Origin of the sequence: Streptomyces sp. NPDC127100, assembly GCF_042724095.1 — a bacterium.
GTDB lineage: Bacteria > Actinomycetota > Actinomycetes > Streptomycetales > Streptomycetaceae > Streptomyces.
Genome location: NZ_JBHXFL010000007.1, coordinates 128,778 through 148,338, shown reverse-complemented (window position 1 = coordinate 148,338; position 19,561 = coordinate 128,778). Strand labels below are relative to the sequence as shown.

20 protein-coding genes are annotated in these 19,561 nt (G+C 71.4%); 8 read left to right on the top strand and 12 right to left on the bottom strand.

The window, feature by feature from the left end:
• Nucleotides 1-78: 78 nt before the first annotated feature.
• The 7 genes from ACFWJB_RS10770 to ACFWJB_RS10740 are packed head-to-tail and all read right to left on the bottom strand — an operon-like array spanning nucleotide 79 to nucleotide 7,136.
• Nucleotides 79-1,110 (bottom strand): MCE family protein, encoded by a 1,032-nt coding sequence (locus ACFWJB_RS10770; RefSeq protein WP_386921649.1) that lies wholly within the window; start codon nucleotides 1,108-1,110, stop codon nucleotides 79-81.
• Entirely contained in the window at nucleotides 1,110-2,210 is a 1,101-nt protein-coding gene (locus ACFWJB_RS10765) for an MCE family protein (RefSeq protein ID WP_386921647.1), read from the bottom strand. Before ACFWJB_RS10765 ends, ACFWJB_RS10770 begins: the two co-directional genes overlap by 1 nt.
• Nucleotides 2,207-3,265, bottom strand: coding sequence for an MCE family protein (locus tag ACFWJB_RS10760; protein WP_386921645.1), 1,059 nt, complete (start codon nucleotides 3,263-3,265; stop codon nucleotides 2,207-2,209). The genes ACFWJB_RS10765 and ACFWJB_RS10760 overlap by 4 nt, the downstream gene beginning before the upstream one ends.
• Entirely contained in the window at nucleotides 3,262-4,515 is a 1,254-nt protein-coding gene (locus ACFWJB_RS10755) for an MCE family protein (RefSeq protein WP_386921643.1), read from the bottom strand. Before ACFWJB_RS10755 ends, ACFWJB_RS10760 begins: the two co-directional genes overlap by 4 nt.
• A 1-nt stretch (nucleotide 4,516) precedes the next feature.
• Complete coding sequence (locus tag ACFWJB_RS10750; RefSeq protein WP_386921641.1) at nucleotides 4,517-5,323, bottom strand: MlaE family ABC transporter permease; 807 nt, start codon at nucleotides 5,321-5,323, stop codon at nucleotides 4,517-4,519.
• A gap of 5 nt (nucleotides 5,324-5,328) precedes the next feature.
• On the bottom strand, nucleotides 5,329-6,093 hold the full coding sequence (locus ACFWJB_RS10745; RefSeq protein ID WP_385466115.1) for an MlaE family ABC transporter permease: 765 nt from the start codon (nucleotides 6,091-6,093) through the stop codon (nucleotides 5,329-5,331).
• Complete coding sequence (locus ACFWJB_RS10740) at nucleotides 6,090-7,136, bottom strand: ABC transporter ATP-binding protein (protein ID WP_386921639.1); 1,047 nt, start codon at nucleotides 7,134-7,136, stop codon at nucleotides 6,090-6,092. Before ACFWJB_RS10740 ends, ACFWJB_RS10745 begins: the two co-directional genes overlap by 4 nt.
• Nucleotides 7,137-7,873: 737 nt before the next feature.
• On the opposite strand from ACFWJB_RS10740, the gene ACFWJB_RS10735 reads away from it, so the two are divergent.
• The 5 genes from ACFWJB_RS10735 to ACFWJB_RS10715 all read left to right on the top strand — a co-directional run bounded on the left by ACFWJB_RS10735 (nucleotide 7,874) and on the right by ACFWJB_RS10715 (nucleotide 13,336).
• A complete protein-coding gene (locus tag ACFWJB_RS10735) occupies nucleotides 7,874-8,506 on the top strand; it encodes a hypothetical protein (RefSeq protein WP_385466109.1) in 633 nt (210 codons plus the stop codon).
• Between the two features lie 116 nt (nucleotides 8,507-8,622).
• Nucleotides 8,623-10,209: a DUF6801 domain-containing protein gene (locus ACFWJB_RS10730; protein ID WP_386921637.1), complete on the top strand. Its 1,587-nt coding sequence runs from the start codon at nucleotides 8,623-8,625 to the stop codon at nucleotides 10,207-10,209.
• A 44-nt stretch (nucleotides 10,210-10,253) separates the two neighbouring features.
• Nucleotides 10,254-11,204, top strand: coding sequence for a hypothetical protein (locus tag ACFWJB_RS10725; protein WP_386921635.1), 951 nt, complete (start codon nucleotides 10,254-10,256; stop codon nucleotides 11,202-11,204).
• Between the two features lie 212 nt (nucleotides 11,205-11,416).
• On the top strand, nucleotides 11,417-12,625 hold the full coding sequence (locus ACFWJB_RS10720; protein WP_386921633.1) for a helix-turn-helix domain-containing protein: 1,209 nt from the start codon (nucleotides 11,417-11,419) through the stop codon (nucleotides 12,623-12,625).
• 207 nt (nucleotides 12,626-12,832) lie between these two features.
• On the top strand, nucleotides 12,833-13,336 hold the full coding sequence (locus ACFWJB_RS10715; RefSeq protein ID WP_386921631.1) for a MarR family winged helix-turn-helix transcriptional regulator: 504 nt from the start codon (nucleotides 12,833-12,835) through the stop codon (nucleotides 13,334-13,336).
• Between the two features lie 70 nt (nucleotides 13,337-13,406).
• Here the strand turns inward: ACFWJB_RS10715 and ACFWJB_RS10710 are convergent, their stop codons facing one another.
• The 4 genes from ACFWJB_RS10710 to ACFWJB_RS10695 all read right to left on the bottom strand — a co-directional run bounded on the left by ACFWJB_RS10710 (nucleotide 13,407) and on the right by ACFWJB_RS10695 (nucleotide 16,440).
• Nucleotides 13,407-13,838, bottom strand: coding sequence for an ATP-binding protein (locus ACFWJB_RS10710; RefSeq protein ID WP_385470717.1), 432 nt, complete (start codon nucleotides 13,836-13,838; stop codon nucleotides 13,407-13,409).
• Nucleotides 13,838-14,245 (bottom strand): STAS domain-containing protein, encoded by a 408-nt coding sequence (locus ACFWJB_RS10705; RefSeq protein WP_385470711.1) that lies wholly within the window; start codon nucleotides 14,243-14,245, stop codon nucleotides 13,838-13,840. The genes ACFWJB_RS10710 and ACFWJB_RS10705 overlap by 1 nt, the downstream gene beginning before the upstream one ends.
• Nucleotides 14,242-15,138, bottom strand: a complete 897-nt coding sequence (locus tag ACFWJB_RS10700; protein WP_386921628.1) for an STAS domain-containing protein — start codon at nucleotides 15,136-15,138, stop codon at nucleotides 14,242-14,244. Before ACFWJB_RS10700 ends, ACFWJB_RS10705 begins: the two co-directional genes overlap by 4 nt.
• A gap of 138 nt (nucleotides 15,139-15,276) precedes the next feature.
• The gene (locus ACFWJB_RS10695; RefSeq protein WP_386921626.1) at nucleotides 15,277-16,440 is read right to left on the bottom strand and encodes a PP2C family protein-serine/threonine phosphatase; all 1,164 of its coding nucleotides are present in this window, start codon (nucleotides 16,438-16,440) and stop codon (nucleotides 15,277-15,279) included.
• A 184-nt stretch (nucleotides 16,441-16,624) separates the two neighbouring features.
• On the opposite strand from ACFWJB_RS10695, the gene ACFWJB_RS10690 reads away from it, so the two are divergent.
• Nucleotides 16,625-17,059 carry a MarR family transcriptional regulator gene (locus ACFWJB_RS10690; RefSeq protein WP_386921704.1) on the top strand — a complete coding sequence of 145 codons (435 nt, stop codon included), beginning with the start codon at nucleotides 16,625-16,627 and terminating at the stop codon, nucleotides 17,057-17,059.
• A gap of 340 nt (nucleotides 17,060-17,399) precedes the next feature.
• A complete protein-coding gene (locus ACFWJB_RS10685) occupies nucleotides 17,400-17,534 on the top strand; it encodes a hypothetical protein (RefSeq protein WP_386921624.1) in 135 nt (44 codons plus the stop codon).
• Nucleotides 17,535-17,570: 36 nt separating this feature from the next.
• Here the strand turns inward: ACFWJB_RS10685 and ACFWJB_RS10680 are convergent, their stop codons facing one another.
• The gene (locus ACFWJB_RS10680; RefSeq protein ID WP_386921622.1) at nucleotides 17,571-18,101 is read right to left on the bottom strand and encodes an SRPBCC family protein; all 531 of its coding nucleotides are present in this window, start codon (nucleotides 18,099-18,101) and stop codon (nucleotides 17,571-17,573) included.
• 178 nt (nucleotides 18,102-18,279) lie between these two features.
• Here ACFWJB_RS10680 and ACFWJB_RS10675 point away from each other — a divergent pair, with 178 nt between their 5' ends.
• A complete protein-coding gene (locus tag ACFWJB_RS10675) occupies nucleotides 18,280-19,497 on the top strand; it encodes a phosphatidylserine/phosphatidylglycerophosphate/cardiolipin synthase family protein (RefSeq protein WP_385470704.1) in 1,218 nt (405 codons plus the stop codon).
• Nucleotides 19,498-19,561 lie beyond the last annotated feature (64 nt).

The window sequence follows — 19,561 nt, the reverse complement described above, 5'->3', positions numbered from 1 at the left end:
CCTCGGCGGTCTCCACCTGGTCCGCGGCCGTGGCGTCCACCGGGTCGGACGCCCTTCCCCGGCGCCGTACGACGCGCTTCACCGCTCCCCCTTTCGCGGGGCCGAGGCCGACGACGCGGAGCCGCCGGTCGCCGGCAGGGGCAGCAGCGGGCCGCCCGTGCTGATCTCGTTGAGGTTCGCGCGGCCGTCGATCATGCCGGTGCCGGGGTCGTAGGCGCCGACGAGGTTGTCCGCGGCGAGCGGTGCGACGTCCAGGGCCTCGGCCAGCGAGGTGCGCTGTCGGACGAGGGTCTGGGTGATCGGGACGAGCCGTTCGACGTTCTTCTTCAATTCGCCCCGGTTGTCCTTGATGAAGGTCTTCACCTGGCCGAGTGCGGTGCCGAGTTCCTCCAGCGCGCCCGCGAGGTCGTCCTTGTTGTCGGCGAAGTAGCCGACGACCGTGTCCAGTCGCTCCTGGGCGGTGCGTACGCCGGTGTCCTTGTCCTTGAGCATCGTGGTGAAGGTCTGGAGGCTGCTGAGGGTGGCGAACAGGTCGTCGCTCGACCCGTCTAGGGTCTTGGTTGCCTTGCCGAACTCCTCGATGCCCTCGCCGATGGCCTCGCCGTTGCCGTCGAGGTTGGCGGCGCCGGTTCTCAGCAGGTCGGACAGGGCCCCGTCCGCGTTGGCCCCGTCCGGCCCCAGTGCCTCGCCGAGGTCGGTGATCGAGGCGTAGAGCTGGTCGATCTCGACCGGGGTGCGGTTGCGGGATGCGGGCAGCACGGCTCCGTCGGCGAGGGCGGCCCCGGAGGTGTAGGCCGGGGTGAGCTGGACGTAGCGGTCGGCGACGACGCTGGGCGCGACCACCAGGGCCCGCGCCGACGCGGGGACGCGTACGCCCTCGTCCAGCGCCAGCTCGACCCGCACCCGGGTGCCCTGGGGGTGGACCGACTCGACCTCGCCGACCCGGACGCCGAGGATGCGCAGGTCGGAGCCGGCGTAGATGCCGACGGCGCGGTCGAAGTAGGCCGTGATGCGGGTGCCGTCGGAGCCCAGGGCGCGCACCGTGGCGAGTCCTGCGGCGACCACGGCGAGCGCGATCGCGGCCGCGAGGAGTCTTCTGCGTCTGCTCATCACTCACCGCTCCCCTCGGCCGCCGCCGGCTGCTTGGGCGGCATGCACGACGTCTTGGGCTGGGACTGGGCGGGCAGGTAGTCGCGAGGCACCACCCCGCACAGATAGCTGTCGAACCAGCGGCCGTTGCCGAGGGTGTTGCCGACGAGCCGGTAGTAGGGGCCGACCAGGGCGAGCGTCCGGTCCAGTTGGGTGCTGTTCTCCTCCAGGACGGTGGTGACCCGGCCGAGCGCCTTCAGCGTGGGGCCGAGCTGCTTCTCGTTGTCGTCCACCAGGCCGGTCAGTTCGGTGCCGAGGTCGCGGCTGCCCTTCAGCAGGGCGGTGATGGCGTCCCGCCGGTCCTGGAGTTCGCCGAGCAGCGGCCCGGCGTCCTCGATGAGGGTCTCGAAGCTGGACTTCTTGTCCTTCAGCGTCTTGGTGAACTGGGCGCTGCCACCTAGGAGTTCGGACAGTTCACGGTCGCGCTTGGAGACGGAGCGCGACAGGTCTGACAGCCCGGTGGCGGCTTTGCGGACGTGCGGCGGCGAGTTCTCGAAGGTCTCCGAGATCGTCTCGAAGCTCTCGGCGAGCTGCCGGGTGTCGATGGCGTCGACGGTGGAACCGAGGTCCTGGAACGCCTGGGTGACGTCGTACGGCGAGGTGGTCCGGGTCCGCGGGATGCGGTCGCCGGGGTCCTGTTCCGCGGCGCCGAGCGGGTCGAGGGCCAGGTACTTGTCGCCGAGCAGGGTCTTGATGGCGATGGCGGCGGTGGTCCGGTCGCCGATCCAGACGTCCTCGACCTCGAAGGTGACTTTCACCCGGTCGCCGTCGAGCCGGACCGAGGTGACCTCGCCGACCTTGACGCCGGCCACGCGCACCTCGTCGCCCTCGTCCAGTCCCGCCGCCTCGGTGAAGTCGGCGTTGTAGGTGGTGCCGCCGCCGGTGAGGGAGATGCGGTCGGCGTTGTATGCGAGGACGGTGAGCAGGGCCAGCAGGAGCAGGCCGACCAGGGCCACGGCGACCGGGTCGCGGTCCTTGACCGGCTTCAGGCGCGGCGGGCGGAGGCGGCGGCGTGCGGGAGCGGGGGTGTCGCGGTGCCCGGGCCGCAGCAGCAGGGTCATGCGCCGCACCTCGCTTCGGTGACCGCGATACCGGTCGGCGGCTTCGCGCCGGTGGAGGTCGTCACGCCGCCCACGCGGGCCTCGCAGAGGTAGAGGTTGAACCAGGAGCCGTAGGAGGACAGGCGGCCCAGGGCGGTCAGCTTGGCGGGGGTGCGGTCGAGGAAGTCCTCGATCTGCGGGGTGGCGTCGCCGAGGTTCCCGGAGAGCCGGCCCAGTTCGCGGACGTCCTGCTTCAGGGGGGCGCGGCCCTCTTCGAGGAGGTCGGCGGTCACGGTGGTCAGGTCGCCCATGGCGGCGACGGCCTTGCCCAGGGGCTTGCGGTCGTCGTTGAAGCCGGTGACGAGTTTCTGGAGGGTGTCCACGAGGTCGTCGAAGTCGGCCTCGCGGTCGTTGAGGGTGGTCAGGACCGTGTTGAGGTTCTTCACCACCTCGCCGATGACCTTGTCCTTGGCGGCGACCGTCGTGCTGACGGAGCCGATGTGCCGGACGAGGCTGTCGACGGTGCCGCCCTCGCCCTGGAGGACCTGCACGATGGAGCCGGCGAGTTCGTTGACGTCCTTCGGGGAGAGGCCCTCGAAGAGCGGCTTGAAGCCGTTGAAGAGCAGGGTCAGGTCGAGTGCGGGGGCGGTGCGTTCGAGCGGGATGGTCTCGCCGGCGTCGAGGGTGCCGGTGAGGTCGCCGCTGCCCCGGTCCAGGGCGATGTAGCGCTGCCCGACCATGTTGAGGTACTTCACGGCGGCGGTGGTCGACGCGGGCAGGGTGCGGTCGCCGCGGACGCTGAAGGTGACCTGGGCGGTGCGGCGGTCGACGACGCGGACGTCGGTGACCTCGCCGACCTCGACCCCGGAGATACGTACGCTGTCGCCGTCGGTGACTCCGGTGGCGTCGGTGAACAGTGCCTTGTAGGAGAGGCTGTGGTCGCCGACGCCGGTGCCGGAGACGCTCAGCCCGAGGACGGTCGTGGCCAGCACGGTGACCACCAGGAAGGCGAGGGACTTCAGCACCGGGCCGGTCAGCGGACGGCGCCGGGTGTGGCTGGTGTTCCGGGGTGTCATCGCAGGGTCACCTCCGTGCCGCGCAGTGCCGGTCCCGCGAGGAGGCTGCTCCACTCGGGGAGGTCGGCGGGGGCCTTGCCGGTGGCGGGCGCGAGGAGTTCGTTGACGAGGTCGTTCTCCTGCGGGGAGTTGGCCGGGCCGAGGTCCTGCCCGGCCGTCGCGGGCACCTGTACGGCCGGTTTCGCGGAGACGCCGAGGTAGGGCACGGGGTAGCAGCGGGGGCCGCCGCCGGCGCCGTAGGAGGGGGTGTCGCTGCCGGGGCGGTAGGCGCCGCGGGAGGGCACGGTGGTGACGTCGACGCGCAGGCCGGGCCGGTCGGTGCCCTTGCCGAGGGCCTTGTCCATGGCCGGGACGAAGTCGGCGAGGGTCCGCAGGGTGCAGGGGAAGGCCGAGGAGTACTCGGCGAGCAGTTCCAGGGTGGGCCTGGAGGAGGCGGAGAGGCGGATGATGTTGTCCTTGTTCTGCCTCAGGAAGGCGGTCATGTCCTCGGCCGTCGCGGTGGTGGCGCCGAGGGTGCCGGCCAGCTCGCTCTCCTTCTCGGCCAGGGTGCCGCTGGTGGTGGTGAAGTCGGTGAGGGCCGTGAGGATGTCGGGGGCGGCGTCGGCGTAGACGTGGCTGACCTTCACGAGCTCTTTCAGGTCGCGGTTGAGAGTGGGCAGTTGGGGGTTGAACTCGCGCAGGTGGGAGTCGAGGAGCGTGAGGGTCTCGCCGAGCCGGTCACCGCGTCCCTCCAGGGCCTGGGAGACGGCGGAGAGCGTGGCGGAGAGCTTCTGCGGCTGGACGGCGGTGAGCATGGGCAGCACGTTGTCCAGTACCTGCTGGAGTTCGACGGCGCTCGCGGAGCGGTCCTGCGGGATGACGGCACCGGCGGCCAGCGGCCGGGCGGAGGGCGACGCGGGCGGGACCAGGGCGACGAAGCGTTCGCCGAACAGGGTGGTGGGCAGCATCTGGGCGCGCACGTCGGCCGGTATGCGGTCGAGGGCACCGGGCCGCAGGGCGAGGGTGAGCCGGGCGCCGTCGGCGGTGGTGTCGATCTCGCGCACCTCGCCGACGACGACGCCGCGCAGCTTCACCTCGGCGCCCAGGTGCATCTCGTTGCCGACGCTGCCGGTCTCCACGACCACGGGGGCGGAGTCGGTGAACTGCTTGTCGTAGACGGCGACCGCGAGCCACACCAGCAGGACCGGGACCACCAGGAAGGCCACTCCGGCGAGCCGGCGGCGCACCGTCGCGCCTTCTGCTCCGTTCATGTCAGCCCGCCACCTTCACGGTCGTGGTGGCGCCCCACAGGGCCAGGGACAGGAAGAAGTCGGTGACGCTGATCAGCACGATGGCGTTGCGCACCGACCGGCCGACGGCCACGCCGACCCCCGCCGGGCCGCCGGAGGCGCGGTAGCCGTAGTAGCAGTGGGCGACGATCACCATCACGCTGAAGATCAGCACCTTCAGGACGGAGAGCAGCACGTCCGTGGGTGAGAGGAACAGGTTGAAGTAGTGGTCGTACGTGCCCCGCGACTGGCCGTTGAAGAGGACCGTGACGTAGCGGGAGGCCAGGTAGGAGGAGAGCAGCCCGATCGCGTAGAGGGGGATGATGGCGACGACGCCGGCGATGATGCGGGTGGTGACCAGGTAGGGCAGGGAGCGGATGCCCATGCCTTCGAGGGCGTCGACCTCCTCGTTGATGCGCATGGCGCCGAGCTGGGCGGTGAAGCCGGCGCCGACGGTCGCGGAGAGGGCGAGGCCGGCGACGAGCGGGGCGATCTCGCGGGTGTTGAAGTAGGCGGAGACGAAGCCGGTGAAGGCGGCGGTGCCGATCTGGTCGAGGGCCGCGTATCCCTGGAGGCCCACGACCGTCCCCGTGAACAGGGTCATCGCGATCATCACGCCGATGGTGCCCCCGACGACCCCGAGGCCGCCGGTGCCGAAGGCGACCTCGGCGAGCAGCCGCTGCACCTCTCTGAGGTAGCGGTGCAGGGTGCGCGGGATCCAGAGCAGGGAGCGCACGTAGAAAAGGAGTTGGTCGCCGGAGCGGTCGAGCCAGACGAGCGGGGAGGCCACGGACCTCAGCCTCCCTTCGGCGGAACGAGTTGGAGGTAGACGCCCGTCATCACCATGTTGACGAAGAAGAGCAGCAGGAAGGTGATGACGACGGACTGGTTGACGGCGTCGCCGACGCCCTTGGGGCCGCCGCGCGGGTTCAGACCGCGGTAGGCGGCGACGATGCCCGCGATGAACCCGAAGACCAGGGCCTTGAGTTCGCTGATGTAGAGGTCGGGCAGCTGGGCGAGCGCGGAGAAGCTGGAGAGGTAGGCGCCGGGGGTGCCGTCCTGGAGGAAGACGTTGAAGACGTAGCCGCCGAGGATGCCGACCGCGGAGACCAGGCCGTTGAGCAGGACCGCGACGCCCATGGTGGCCAGGACGCGGGGCACCACCAGGCGCTGCACGGGCGAGACGCCCATGACCTCCATGGCGTCCAGCTCCTCGCGGATGGTGCGCGAGCCGAGGTCGGCGCAGATCGCGGAGCCGGCCGCGCCCGCGATCAGCAGGGCGACGATCAGCGGGCTGGCCTGCTGCACGACGGCCAGCACGCTGGCGCCGCCGGTGAAGGACTGGGCGCCGAGCTGCTGGGTGAGCGAGCCGACCTGGAGGGCGATCACGGCGCCGAACGGGATGGAGACGAGGGCCGCGGGCAGGATCGTGACGCCGGCGATGAACCAGAACTGCTCCACGAACTCCCGGAACTGGAAGGGCCGTCGGAAGATCGCGCGGGCCACCTCGGCGGCGAGCGCGAAGAGCCGGCCGGTCTGCCGCAGGGCACCGGTGATCATGTGCCGCTCCCGGCGGCCGGCATCGGCAGCGTCGTGGCCGTGGTGCCGTGAGCGCCGGGAGCTCCGGCTGCGCCTCCGGCGGGGCCGGCGGCGTAGGTGCGCTCGATGGCGGCGCGGGCGGCGGGCGGCAGCCGGTCGAGCATGCCCAGGACCCGCTCACGGCGCCGGGTGACGGCGCGGCGGGGCGGCAGGCCGGGGGACGGTTCCAGTTGGGGGATGATCTCGCGCGGACCGTCCGCGCCCCGCGGTTCCGCGGCCTCGGCGGCGAGGGTGGCGGCGTCCTTCTCCTCCGACATCCCGATCGGCCCCTCGCGGCGGCCGGCCAGGAACTGCGCCACGACCGGCTCCTCGCTGGTGAGGAGCACCTCGCGCGGACCGAAGGTGACCAGTTCGCGCCGGAAGAGCATGCCCATGTTGTCGGGGACCGTGGCGGCGATGTCGAGGTTGTGGGTGACGATCAGCATCGTCGCGTCGATCTGCGCGTTCAGGTCGATCAGCAGTTGGGAGAGGTAGGCGGTGCGGACGGGGTCGAGCCCCGAGTCGGGTTCGTCGCACAGGATGATCTGCGGGTCGAGCACGAGCGCGCGGGCGAGTCCGGCCCGCTTGCGCATGCCGCCGCTGATCTCCCCCGGCAGCTTGCCCTCGGCGCCCAGCAGTCCGACGACGTCGATCCGCTCCATGACGATGCGGCGGATCTCCGACTCCTTCTTCCGGGTGTGTTCACGCAACGGAAAAGCGATGTTGTCGAAGAGGGACATGGAACCGAAAAGGGCGCCGTCCTGGAACATGAGGCCGAATTTCTTACGGGTCTCGTATATATCCCGTTCGGGGCTGTTCACCATGTCGACGCCGTCGATGAGGACACGGCCGCGCTCCGGCTTCAGCAGTCCGATGAGCGACTTGAGGAAAACGGTCTTTCCGGTTCCGGACGGACCGAGCATGACACTGACCTCTCCCGCAGGGAGCGTGAGGCTCACGTCCTGCCAGATCTTCTGCCTGCCGAAGGACTTGGTGAGACCCTCGACCACCACTTCGATTCCCATATCACCTCCAAAGTGGGTGAGGCCGGTGCGCACCGGGGAGCGCACGTTAAGCCGGTGCACGGTTCACTGACAACAACTGGTGCGCCGGACTCGGCCGGCCTCTCCGTTCTTTGTCACCGCGGAGACAGATCACGCCGTCGCCTTTGTCTGCCGGGTGCGGGGCAGGTCCGCGCGGCTCCCGGGGGGACGGGCTCCGCACGGTCCTGCCGACGGATGTCCGTACCTGAAGGAGGGCAAGGCCGGAAGTCATCCGTCGCGCCTCCGCGGCAGGGGGCCCCACCAGGAGATCAGCGCCGTGTCCGGCACGCTACGGCTGAGTAACCTGAGGGGGCAAGAGAAGGATCCGACTTTCCCGAGGGATTCGGTTCGGCCATCCCGACTTTGTCAGCGCGGCGACAAGTATCCGCGTCGTTCTTGTCATCAAGTGAGCAATACCCCGCCCGACCGGAGCCGGGGAACGCCTCCCACCTGCCCGGAGCGGTCCGGCGCCGGCCCCGGCACGGATGCGCCCTTAGCAGCGGATGACTAAGCCGGACAGCGGACTGCTCACCTGGAGAACAGGTATTTCCACTTCTCCAAAGAATCATGGTCGGCGCCATTGTTCGCCTAAGTTTCCCGCGAGTAACGTCGTGGCTCGCGGTCGAGGATTTCCGAGCCGCGGACCGTCCGTTCACCCACTCCACAGGTACGGGCGCGATCCCCCTCTGCCGGTCAATCCACAAGGGAGTCCCCAAGTCATGAAGAAGCCTCTGACAAGAATTGCCGTCGTGGCGGGCGCGGGCGCCGCCGCCTTCGCCATGGCCGTCGCCCCCGCCTCGGCCGTCCCCTCCACGGTCTGGACCGTCACCCCGTCGCCGGCCAACTTCTCGGCGACCAACAGCGGGAACATCGTGCTGACCGCCAACATCCCGATGACGTGCACGACGTCCAGCGCGTCGGGCACGATGGCCAGCGCCACCGGCAACCCGGCGACGGTGGCCAGCATCAACGCCATCAACTTCGGTACCAGCACGTCGCCGTGCACCAGCGTCCTGGGCAACGTCACCACCATCGCGACCACGCCCTGGACCGTCGTCGCCCAGGACTACACCGCCGCCACCGGTGTGACCAAGGGCTACGTCGGCAACGTCAAGGCGAAGGTGACCGCGGGCGCCTGCGTGTTCAACGTGCAGGGCAAGGCAACCGCCACCTACACCAACTCGACCGGCATCCTCGCGGTCGCCAGCGTCAGCGGTGACCTGAGCGTCACCTCGGCCTCCGGCTGCGGCACCGTGGTCACCACCGCCACCAAGCCCACCTTCAAGGGCAACTACGCGGTCAAGGTCACGGGCACCACCACCATCCCGAAGATCGTCGGCTCCAACCCGTAACAGGGCGCGGCTCGCCGCCGCCCGGCCGGTGATCCCGGCCGGGCGTGGCGGGCCGCCCGCACGCGGCGGCCGCCGTCGGCCGTCCGGACCGTGGACCGACCCGAGCGGAGTGAGAGATGAAAGCCCCCCGTACCGCCGTCCGGCGGACGGCCCGCAGCCGCGCCCGGAGCGCGGCGATCGCCGCGTTCGTCGTGCTGGGCGCCACCGTGCCCGCGGCGGCCGGGGCGGCCGGTACGCACGAGGTCGTCGCCGCGCTGCCCTATGTGTGCCTGTTCCCCTCCGGCGAACAGGCCGCGACGGTGAAGGTCGAGGCTGCCCTTCCGGAGCGCGTGGCGATCGGTGAGCCGATCGAGCCGGCGGACGTGACCACGACCGTCGAGCTGCCGGAGCCGGCGGTGGCGGACCTGGCGGCACTGGGTGCGTCCGGCGTCCGGGCGGCGACCCGGCTTGCGGTCGGCGTCACCCAGGGCGAGGCCACCGCCGAAGCGACCTGGCGCGGCGGCACGGAACCCACGGCCCTGCCCGCGACCGGGTCGCTGACACTGACCGCCACGGGGGACGTCCCCTCGGTGACCGGGCAGAGCGGGGGCCGACTGACCATGACCGCCGGGGACTTCGCCCTGGACCTGAGTCCGACCACCGCGGAGGGCGGCGCCACCGACCCCGCCGCGGTGACCGTCGACTGCACCCTCGCCGAAGGCGCCCCGGACGGGGGCCGGCTGGCCGGCGTCCTGGTCGGGACGGACGAGCCGGGCGGGGGAAGCGGCACGGACACGCCGAGCGGATCGCCCTCCGGAACGCCCTCCGCCTCCGGCACGCCGCGGCAGCCCGAGAAGGACCCGGCGAACCGGCAGGACGAGCGGGCCCCGAAGGTCGCGGATCCCGTGCCGGGCGGTGCCGCCGCCGGGCGGAACGCGCCGACCTGCAAGTACGACGAGAAGTACCCGGCCGGACCGATGTCGCTGAACGCGTACCTCACCGGCTACGCCAACGTGAACAAGCTCGACGGCGCCGCACTGGTGCCACCGTTCTGCACGCTGATCACCCAGGGCGAGCCCCAGTTCGAGTTCTTCCCGGACTTCAGCGGCGCCACCATCACCCAGCACTCCACCGCGGACCTGTACTACCAGCAGCGCAAGCAGACCCCGCCCTTCCAGGCGACCTTCCTGACCTTCGACTTCACCCCGACGACGGCCACGATGGTGCTGGAGCAGACGGGGCCGATGACCATCGACTCGCACGGCACCACCGACTTCGTTTTCACCAGCACGGACACCTACGTCCGGGCACCGGTCGTGCTCCGGGTGACCTCCCTCAAGGTCAACGGCACTCCGCTGGACGTGGGGACGACGTGCCGGACGAAGACGTCCCTCGCCTCCCCGGACCCCGAGCCGGCGAAGTATCCCGGCGACCACCTGGTCCTGCACGGCCGGGGCGAACAGGTCACCGGCGAGCCCGCCACCGGCTACCTGCTGCTGTCCGGCGGCCCGCTGACCGGCGAGGTGAGCATCCCCGCCTTCACGGGCTGCGGCACCGCCGCCGGCGAGAACCTCGACCGCCTGCTCACGGCCTCTGTCTCCGGCCCCGGCAACTACGTCAAGCAGATCCAGGGCCAGGCCTGCTTCGTCTCGGCCGAGGTGCCCAACCCGGACGAGTGCACCCCCGACCTGCAACCCCTCAAGATCCCCGTAGCCGAACGCTGATCCCTCTCCGTCCGTTCCTCTCCCACCCCTGACCGGAAGGCCACATGATGCGGTTCTCCCTCGGCGCCAGAGTCGCCACCACCGCCACCGCCCTCGGCACCGCGCTGGGCGCCTTCGCCTCCATGGGCACCGCGACCGCGGCGACCGCCGTCCCTAACGGCGAGTGGGCGCCCTTCACCCGCTGTCCCGTGGACGCCCCGGCGATGCTGGCCGCCGACGGCCTGACCCGCACCCCGCAGTGCGTGGTCTCCACCTCGGCGAGCGGCTCCATCAGGCTCGGCAACACCACCGTGACCACGGGCCGGACCAACCTCCAGATCGGGGTCGTCCAGAACTCCGACGGGAGCAGCTCCGTGGTGGCCCCGGCCGGCGGCGCCCTCGTCGCCGACTCCGCGACCGTCCCGGGCGGACTGCTGGGGCTGATGTGCCCGAGCAGCATCCCCGGCATCACGGCGATCTGCGAGCAGCTCAACAACAGCTCCCTCAACAAGATCACGGCGACGGTGGAGTCCGTCGGCGCGCCCTACGACTTCGACCAGACCGCCGGCATCCTCACCGACCTGCCGATCGTCGCCATACCGGTCCGCATCCACCTGGAGAACCCGTTCCTCGGCAGCAAGTGCTACATCGGCACCGCCGCCAACCCCATCGTGCTGCGCCCGAGGAACCTGGAGTTCCCCGAGTTCGGCATGTCGTTCTTCCAGGGTGACGGAACGGTCGCCGACGACGGCGAGATGAGCCGCATCAACCTCACCGGGGCGACGCAGAACGACAGCACCTTCGCCGTGCCCGGCGCCAGCGGTTGCGGCCTGGGCCTGTTCGGCCTGATCGACGCGGCGGTCAACGCCAAGACCGGGCTGCCCTCCGCCGCCGGGAAGAACAGCGTGACGCTCAACAACACCCAGACCTTCCTCGCCGGTCTGAACGCTCCCGGCACCGTCGCTCCCGACGCGGGCAAGCGCCTCTCGCAGAACTGGCACTCGGCCGTCAACTAATGGCCGCACGACGGCGATTCTCAGCCGTCCCGGCAGTCCTGTCCCGTCCCGCAGCACCGAAATGTGCACGGACTGTGTACGTCCCATCGAACTTGATTTAGCTTCAGCAGCCCAGACACGCATCACCTCATGTCCGGTCGTGTGCCTCCCTGTGAAGGACCCGGGCACACGACCGGCACACCGTGGGCACCGGAGAGCAAGGGACGGCACTCATGCCTTCAACCACGCGGCCGCCGGAGGTCGGTGAACCGCTCGAACCACTACCCAAGGAGTTCGCCGCCTTCATGCGGCCGGAGTTACCCGGCCTCATGAAGGAGATCGGCGCCGAGGTCACCCGGGCCTATCCCGTCTACGGGCGGCTGCTCAACGGTCCCAACGCCGACGCCATCCGGCAGGGCGTGGAGCAGGCCCTGTACGCCTTCGTGGACCGCGTCGCCGACCCCGGCAAGAACGCGGTGCTCCGCGACGAACTGCTCCGCAGGTTCGGCCGCGTCGAAGCCTACGAGGGCCGCGAACTGGACACCCTCCAGGGGGCGTACCGGCTCGGCGCCCGCATCGCGCTGCGCCGCGCCAAGGCCCTCGGCCGGCAGTACCGCCTCTCCCCCACCCTGATCCTCGCCTTCGCCGACGCGCTGTTCGCCTACGTCGACGAACTGGAGCAGATCTCCCGTGAGGGCTACGCCGAGGTGCAGTCGCGGGCCTTCTCCGAGGTCCCGGCGCGGCGCAGACGGCTGCTCCACCTCGTCCTGGCCGCTCCCCCGCTGCCCCAGGCGCTCCCCGGGCTCTGCGACGCCGCCGCCTGGCGCCTGCCCACCGACGTCACCATGGTCGCCCTGCGCTCACCGGTGCCCGAGCACCTGGAGGCGGGGCTGGCCGACGACGTCCTCTTCGACCTGGACGTCCCCCAGCCGCACCTGCTGGTGCCCGGGGCCCTCACCCCGGAGCGCCTGGCGATGCTCGACTCGGCCCTGGCGGGCTCGCACGCCGTGGTCGGGCTCACCGTGCCCCTGGCCCAGGCGGCCGACTCCGTCCGCTGGGCGCGCCGTGTGCTCCAGCTGATCGACGAGGGTGTGGTCGCCGACGCTCCCGTGGTCCGCTGCGAGGACCACCTGGTGACGCTGTGGCTGCTCTCGGACCCGGCTCTCGTGACCCATCTCGCGGCCGGGGAGCTGGCCCCGATCGACCACCTGCCTGCCGGCCGCCGCGACCGGCTCGTGGAGACGCTGCGGGTGCACGTCTCCACCCGGGCGTCGGCGGAGCAGGTCGGCGCGCTGCTGGGCGTGCACGCCCAGACCGTCCGCTACCGTCTGCGGAACCTGGACGCCCTGCTGGGCGACCGTCTCGCCCACCCCGACCACCGGTTCGCCCTGGAGGCGTCGCTGCGGGCCCTGCACCTGCTCTCCCGCGACGCCGGGGAGTAGGAGCGGCACGGAACAGATGGCGTCGCGGTCGGCGAGCCCGGTCACTCATGTCACCTGTCGCGTGCTGCCCCGACCCGGCCGCGCCCTCGCACTGCCCCGTCGTGCACACGGCGGGGCCGGCGGGGCGTGCCCGGCGGCTCTTCGGGTACCGCGTGGGGGTGAACACGGTATCCGTACCGACGAGTGATGACTGAAAGTGATGCGTTCGTGACTCGCCTCAGTGGCCCCCGGGACGAATCGGCCGGCGGATCGGGCGACGGCCCCCTGGCTCTTGCACTGGAGATCGCCGATGCCGTCGAGTCCCTGACACATCTGTGGACCGTGGCCGCCCAGGGGGCGAGCCTGCGCCTGTCCCCGCACCAGTTGCGCGCCCTGCGGATCCTGGAGTCGGAGCCGGGGCTCAATCTGACCGCGCTGGCGCACCGCATGGAGATGGGACTGCCGACCGGCAGCCGGCTGTGCGACCGGCTCGAGGCGGCCGGTCTTCTGGAGCGCGTCCTGCATCCGCGCAAGCGGCGCGAGCTGGAACTGCGTCTCACCGGGCACGGCCGGCAGGTGCTGGACGAGGTGGCCGCACGCCGGTCGCAGGCCCTGGCCGCCGTGCTCGCGGCCATGGAACCGGCCGCCCGGGAGGCGCTGCACCACGGCCTGCCCGGGTTCCTGGCCGCACGCAACCGCGGCGTCCTCGGCCCGGGCGCCCCCCGGTCCTGACCGCAGCGTGCCAGCCGCGCGGCCGGCGGTCTTCCGTGCCGCGCCGGTCGGACCCGGCCCACGACGCGGCCTAGCGGGGCGACGGGAAACCGGCCACCCAGTCGGTGATGGTGACGGTGGTGCCCTGTCCCGGACTGCTCTCCAGGGTGAAGTCCTGGACGAGCCGCTCGGCCCCGCTCAGGCCGAGCCCGAGGCCGCCCCCGGAGGTGTAGCCGTCGGTCATGGCCAGCTCGACGTCCCGGATACCCGGACCCGCGTCGACGAAGGACAGCCGCAGCCCGCGGGCCGCGCCGTCCTCGAGCCGCGTCATGTCCACGTGACCGCCCCCGCCGTGCACCAGGGTGTTCCGGGCCAGTTCACTGGCCGCGGTCACCAGCTTCGTCTGCTGCACCAGGCCGAAGCCGAGATCCGCGGCGGCCTGGCGCACCTGCTGGCGCACCCGGCCCAGATCCACGTCCGAGCCGATGAGCAGGCGGGCGGTCGCGGCGAGCGGAGCATGCATCACGCACCCTCTTCCGGGTGAGCGGGCGGGGCCGGGATTCGGCCCAGCAGGGACAGCGCCCCGTCCACGTCCAGGGCCGTCACCAGGCCGGGCAGGGCGAGGCCCAGCTCGACGAGGGTGATGGCCACCGCGGGGCGCATGCCGGCCAGCACGGTACGGGTGGCCAGCAGCCGCGCGCTCGCCGCGATCTCGGCCAGGACGCGACCGAGAAAGGAGTCGACGACCTCCACGCCGGAGATGTCGATCACGACACCGCCCGCCGGTGCGGGACCGGTCGCGATGCGGTGGGCGACGTCGTGCCGCAGTCGCTCTGCCGCCCCGTCGTGCAGTTCTCCCTGGAGGGTGACCAGCAGGACGTCCCCCAGCACGAGCACCGGCACCGGGTGGGTGGCGAAGGCACTGGTCACCGCTGACTCGCTCCCACGACCGGGCGCGGCGAGACGACGATGCCCTGCTGATTGAGCGCGTGGGCCAGGGCGTCGGCCAGGGTGGCCCGCGTGAGGATGGTCCCCAGGTCGATGCCGAGGTGGACGATGGTCTGGGCGATGGCCGGCCGGATGCCGGAGACTATGCACTCCGCGCCCATCAGGCGGGCCGCGGCGACCGTCTTCATCAGGTGCTGCGCGACGAGCGAGTCGACGGTCGGCACGCCGGTGATGTCGAGGATGGCGTACCTGGCCCGCTCGGCCACGATCGCCTCCAGCAGGTTCTCCATGACGATCTGACTGCGGGCGCTGTCCAGCGTGCCGATCAGCGGCACGGCGACGATGCCTTCCCACAGCTTGATGACCGGGGTGGCCACCTCGAGCAGTTGTTCGCGCTGGCGCGCGATCAGTTCCTCCCCGGCGCTGACCGTCGTCTGCATGACCACCAGACGGAGCGTTCCCATCAGTACCGTCAGCGCCAGCAGGCACGCGTGCGCCCGCTCGCCGGCCGGCTCCTCGTACTCGGCCCGCAGCAGCACGCCGACCGGCTCGCGCAGGCCGGCGACCTCGTCGGCGATCTGCGACGGGGCGATCCCGGCGCGGCTCCGGGAGGCGGACATCCGGCCGAGCTGGTCCCGCACGGCGGCGAACCCGGGAGCCCCGACGTCCTCGAGCCGCCCGGTGCGGGCCACGTCGGTCAGGGCGTCGACCACGGCCTTGCACGCCTCGACCGCCTCTTCCCTCGAAACGGTGAAGACCGTGCGGAACAGCGCGGCGTCCGCCCATCGCTGGGCAATCTGTTCCCGGCGCTCCTGGAAGAAATCCGCGAGCTCCTGCGCCACGTCGGGGGCCGTGTCGTGCTCCGCCACCTGCATCGTCTCCCTGCTGTGCGTCCTGGCCGGCCGGACGGCGGACCATGCGGCAATTATTGCCGAATGACAAACATCAACGCGCCGGAGTGAGGCGAACTACACGCGATCGTCACGATCGGGCACCTCCCGGCCGCCGCCGCCCTACGGCCTCCCGCGCCAGTCCAGGCACATGACCAGGGCGTCGTCCTCCGGCGCGGCCTCGCCCCGGTGACCGGTGAGCTCCCGCAGGATCGCGCCGGGCACCTCGGCGGCGGGCAGCAGGCGGGTCGCGTGGATGGCCCGGACCAGGGCCGCCTCCCCGTACCTCTCGCCCTTCGGGGAGGCCACGGCGTGCACGCCGTCACTGACGAAGACGAGCCGGTCACCGGGCTCGACGTCGAAGTCCTGCACCACGTAGTCGGTCTCCTCGAACATGCCCAGTGGCAGCTGGGCGTCGAAGGAGACATGCTCCACGCTGCCGCCACGCAGGCGGAAGAGCTGCGGGGAGCCCGCGTCCACGACGCTCGCCCGGCCCGCGGCCAGGTCGAAGTCGAACATGAGCACGGACAGGTAGCAGCGCCCCTGGTAGTGGGCGTAGACGGCCTGGTCCGCCAGGGCGGCCTGGTCGGCCAGGGGGATGCCGGCGCGGCGGGCGTTGCGCAGGGCGTTGATGGCGAGGTTCGTGAGCAGGGACGCCTCTATGCCCTCGCCCATGCCGTTGGTTACGTACAACATCAGGTGGTCGGCGGAGGCGGACCAGTCGAAGTTGTCGCCGAAGATGGCGTAGGCGGGCTCCAGCTGAGCGCCCAGCTCGTACTCCGGGCGGGCGCAGGAACGGCCGGGCAGGAGCTGCCACTGCATCTCGGCGGCCAGGGTCAGCCGGTCCTTGCGGCGCGTCTGCAGATACAGGTCCGTGTCACGCTCCGCCACCACCACCTCGCGCCCCAGCACGTCGGCGATCTCGGCGAGTTCGGACTCCCACTCCTGCGCGTCAGCGACTCCCGGCAGGGTGAGGGACAGCACACCGAGCCGGTCGCCGCGCACACTGACCGGCAGGTGCAGGCGCGCCCGTCCGTCCCGCACCTCCTCGCAGTACGGCTTCTGCGAGCCGAAGGCCCGGCCCGCCGGGCTGCTGTGCACCGACACCGGCTCGAGGGTGTGCGGCAGCACGGAGACCGGCTGGAGCACGGTCAGACCGTAGTCGGCCATGAAGAGCTCGACGTCCTCCGCGCCGTAATGGTCCGTCAGTACGGCACGGACGGCGTCGAGCAACTCGTGGGGAGCCGCTGTGCGCAGAGCGCGCGCAGCGACCTCGAATCTGTTCATGACGGGAAATACACCATTCTTTCGCCGGACAACGGGCGCGGTCCGCTGGCGGAGCCACATCGGTCGCCCCGAGTCATCTGTGACCAGCACGCGCGCCTAGTACGCTGGCAGGCACCCCAGTGCCTGCGAAAGTGTGACCGTGACTGCCTTCCGCCGCCGCCCGGAGCCCGACGAGGTCGCGCGTGTGACCACGACGGCCGTTGAGCTGCTGGAAGTCGTGTGGGGCCGGGCTTCCACGGCGCCCACGTCAGCCTCCCAGCTGCGCGTGCTGCACATCCTCGAGCACCACGACGGCATCAACCTGCGCACCCTCGCCGAGTCCCTGGCCTCCACGCCACCCTCCACCAGCCGGCTGTGCGACCGGCTGCACGCGGCCGGATTCGTCGAGCGGGTGCCGGGGCCGCAGGACAGGCGCGAGGTGCGCCTGCACCTCAGCAGCCGGGGCCGCGCGTTCCTCGCCGACCTGCGGACACGCAGGGAGCGGGAGCTGCGGAAGGTGCTGGCGGACATGCCCGCGGCCAAGCGGGTCGCCCTGCTGGAGGGACTGGAGGCGTTCTGCGCCACCGCGGCGGCGCAGACGCACGACGACGCCTCACGCTCCGACAGCCGGACCGCCTGAACCACCGCCCGCCCCGCCGGAGTCACTGCCGCCCTCGGGCGAGCGTGACCAGCGCACGGACAGATCTCCGTCCACCGGAGCATTCCAGGTCCTTCCCAGCAGTCCGACACGGCTACTCTGTTGCCTCACGGCCATTGTTGTCAAACGACAACAATGCTGCTCGGCAACCCTTTCCGTCGCTCCATTACCCGCTGAGGGGCAGATTTTGCACCGGTTGTGTGGAGATTTCGAAACGACGGGCACCTGCTCGCCGGGTGTAGGCGGAGGCCGCCGGGGAATGCGGGCGATGGCCGACCGGACGTCCGGGAGCGTCGGCCGTCGTGAGGAGAGAGGGACATCGATGGGAAGCAGGGGGATGAAGGCGGGCGTGGTCGCGCCGGCCGTCGTCACGGGGAGCGCCGCCCTCACGGGCCGCGGTGGCGACGGCGAAGCGGAGACGCACCGGGTGGCGCGGGGCGACCGGGTGCGGGCATGACCGACGGGGTACCGGGCAGGCTGCCGCGAACTTGTCCTAGGCGGACCGCTCGGCGAGCTCCCTGATGCCGCGCAGTGTGCTCTCGATGCCGGTACGGAGCTCGTCAAGGCGCCGGGCCACGATCTCCTCCTTACGCTCCGGCCGGTGCTCGACGGCGAGCGTGACGCCGTTGCGTCCGGGACCGAGGACGGCCGTCTGGCGCAGCCGGGTGCCGTCGCCGTCGGCGTCGAGTTCGTAAGCCCAGGAGGCCAGCGCCTTCCCGGGGTCCCGGACCGGCTCCCCGAAACGGCCGTCCTCGTCCAGGACGGCCCAGGCGAACACCCGGTGCTCGTCCAGCCGCACCACGTGGGAGACGGTGCGCCACTCGCCCAGCAGGGGATGCCGGTTGTGTCCCTCGAAGCGCGCGCCGACCGCGGGAGCCAGAGCGCCGTCGAGCCAGGCCACCCGCCCAAGCTCCGGGCTGAGCCGGGCCGGCAGGTGGATGTCGGTCACCAGGTCCCAGACGCGCGGCACGGCCGCCCGCACCCGTACGTCGCACCGCACCCGAGGAAGCTCCGCAGCGCCCATGCCGTCCCCTCCGTGTCGTCGGGCACCGCCCGCGACGGATGGCGCCCCTACCGATCCGAGTTCGCAGACTAGTGGAGGCCGCCCTGCGTGATGCCGGTGACCAGGGGTACGCGGGCGGTTTTAGCCTCCGTGGCCCCGGCAGCGCAGGGACGGCCACGAAACAGAAGGTGAAGAACCGATGCCAGAGCAGGTTTCAGCGCCCGGGCGCGCGACCACGACAGACCCCCGGCCCGGTGCCGGTACGGACGGAGTCCAGCGCCTCCGGCGCCGGCTGGAGCGGCTCATCGGCGTGGCCGCCACCGAGGGGAACGAACTCACCGCGCTGCGCAACGGCGACGAGATCTTCCCTGCCATGCTGGAGGCGATCCGGTCGGCCCGGCACACGGTCGACATGATGACGTTCGTGTACTGGCGGGGCAGCATCGCCCACGACTTCGCCGCCGCCCTCGCGGAGCGGGCCCGGGCCGGGGTCCGGGTGCGGCTGCTGCTGGACGGGTTCGGCGCCAAGGAGATCGAGCCGGAGCTGCTCGACAGCATGGACACCGCCGGTGTGCAGGTGGCCTGGTTCCGCAAGCCGCTGTGGCTGTCCCCGTTCAAGCAGAACCACCGCTGCCACCGCAAGGCGCTGGTGATCGACGAGGACACGGCGTTCACCGGCGGGGTCGGCATAGCGCAGGAGTGGTGCGGCGACGCCCGCACCCCGGACGAGTGGCGCGACACCCACGTCAAGGTGCGGGGCCCGGCAGTGGACGGCATCGCCGCGGCGTTCGCCCAGAACTGGGCCGAGTGCCACGACGACCTCTACGACGACCGCGACCGGTTCACCGAGCACACGCAGCCCGGCACCTCGGTGGTCCAGGTGGTGCGCGGCTCGGCCAGCTTCGGCTGGCAGGACATGCAGACCCTGATCCGGGTCATGCTCACCTCCGCCGAGCACCGGTTCCGCCTGGCCACCGCCTACTTCGCGCCCGACACCTACTTCATCGACCTGCTGTGCGCCACCGCACGGCGCGGGGTGACCGTCGAGATACTCCTGCCCGGCCCGCACACCGACCAGCGGGCCTGCCAGCTGGCCGGCCAGTACCACTACGCCCGGCTGCTCGACGCGGGCGTGTCGATCCGCCAGTACCAGCCGACCATGATGCACGCCAAGATCATCACGGTCGACGGGGTGGCGTCGCTGATCGGCTCCACCAACTTCAACCGGCGTTCCATGGACCACGACGAGGAGGTCATGCTCGCCGTCCTCGACGAGGAGTTCACCGCCGGACTGGACCGGGACTTCGACGCGGACCTGGAGCGCAGCGTCGCGATCGACCGGGCCCGCTGGAAGCGCCGCGCCGCGCTGCAGAGGGTGAGGGAGGCCGCGGTCCTGCCCGTCCGCCGCTTCCTGTAGACCGGCCGGCCCGCGCGGGCCCGGGTTTGACCCTCGACCTGGTCAAGGGCCCAGAGTCGTCGGC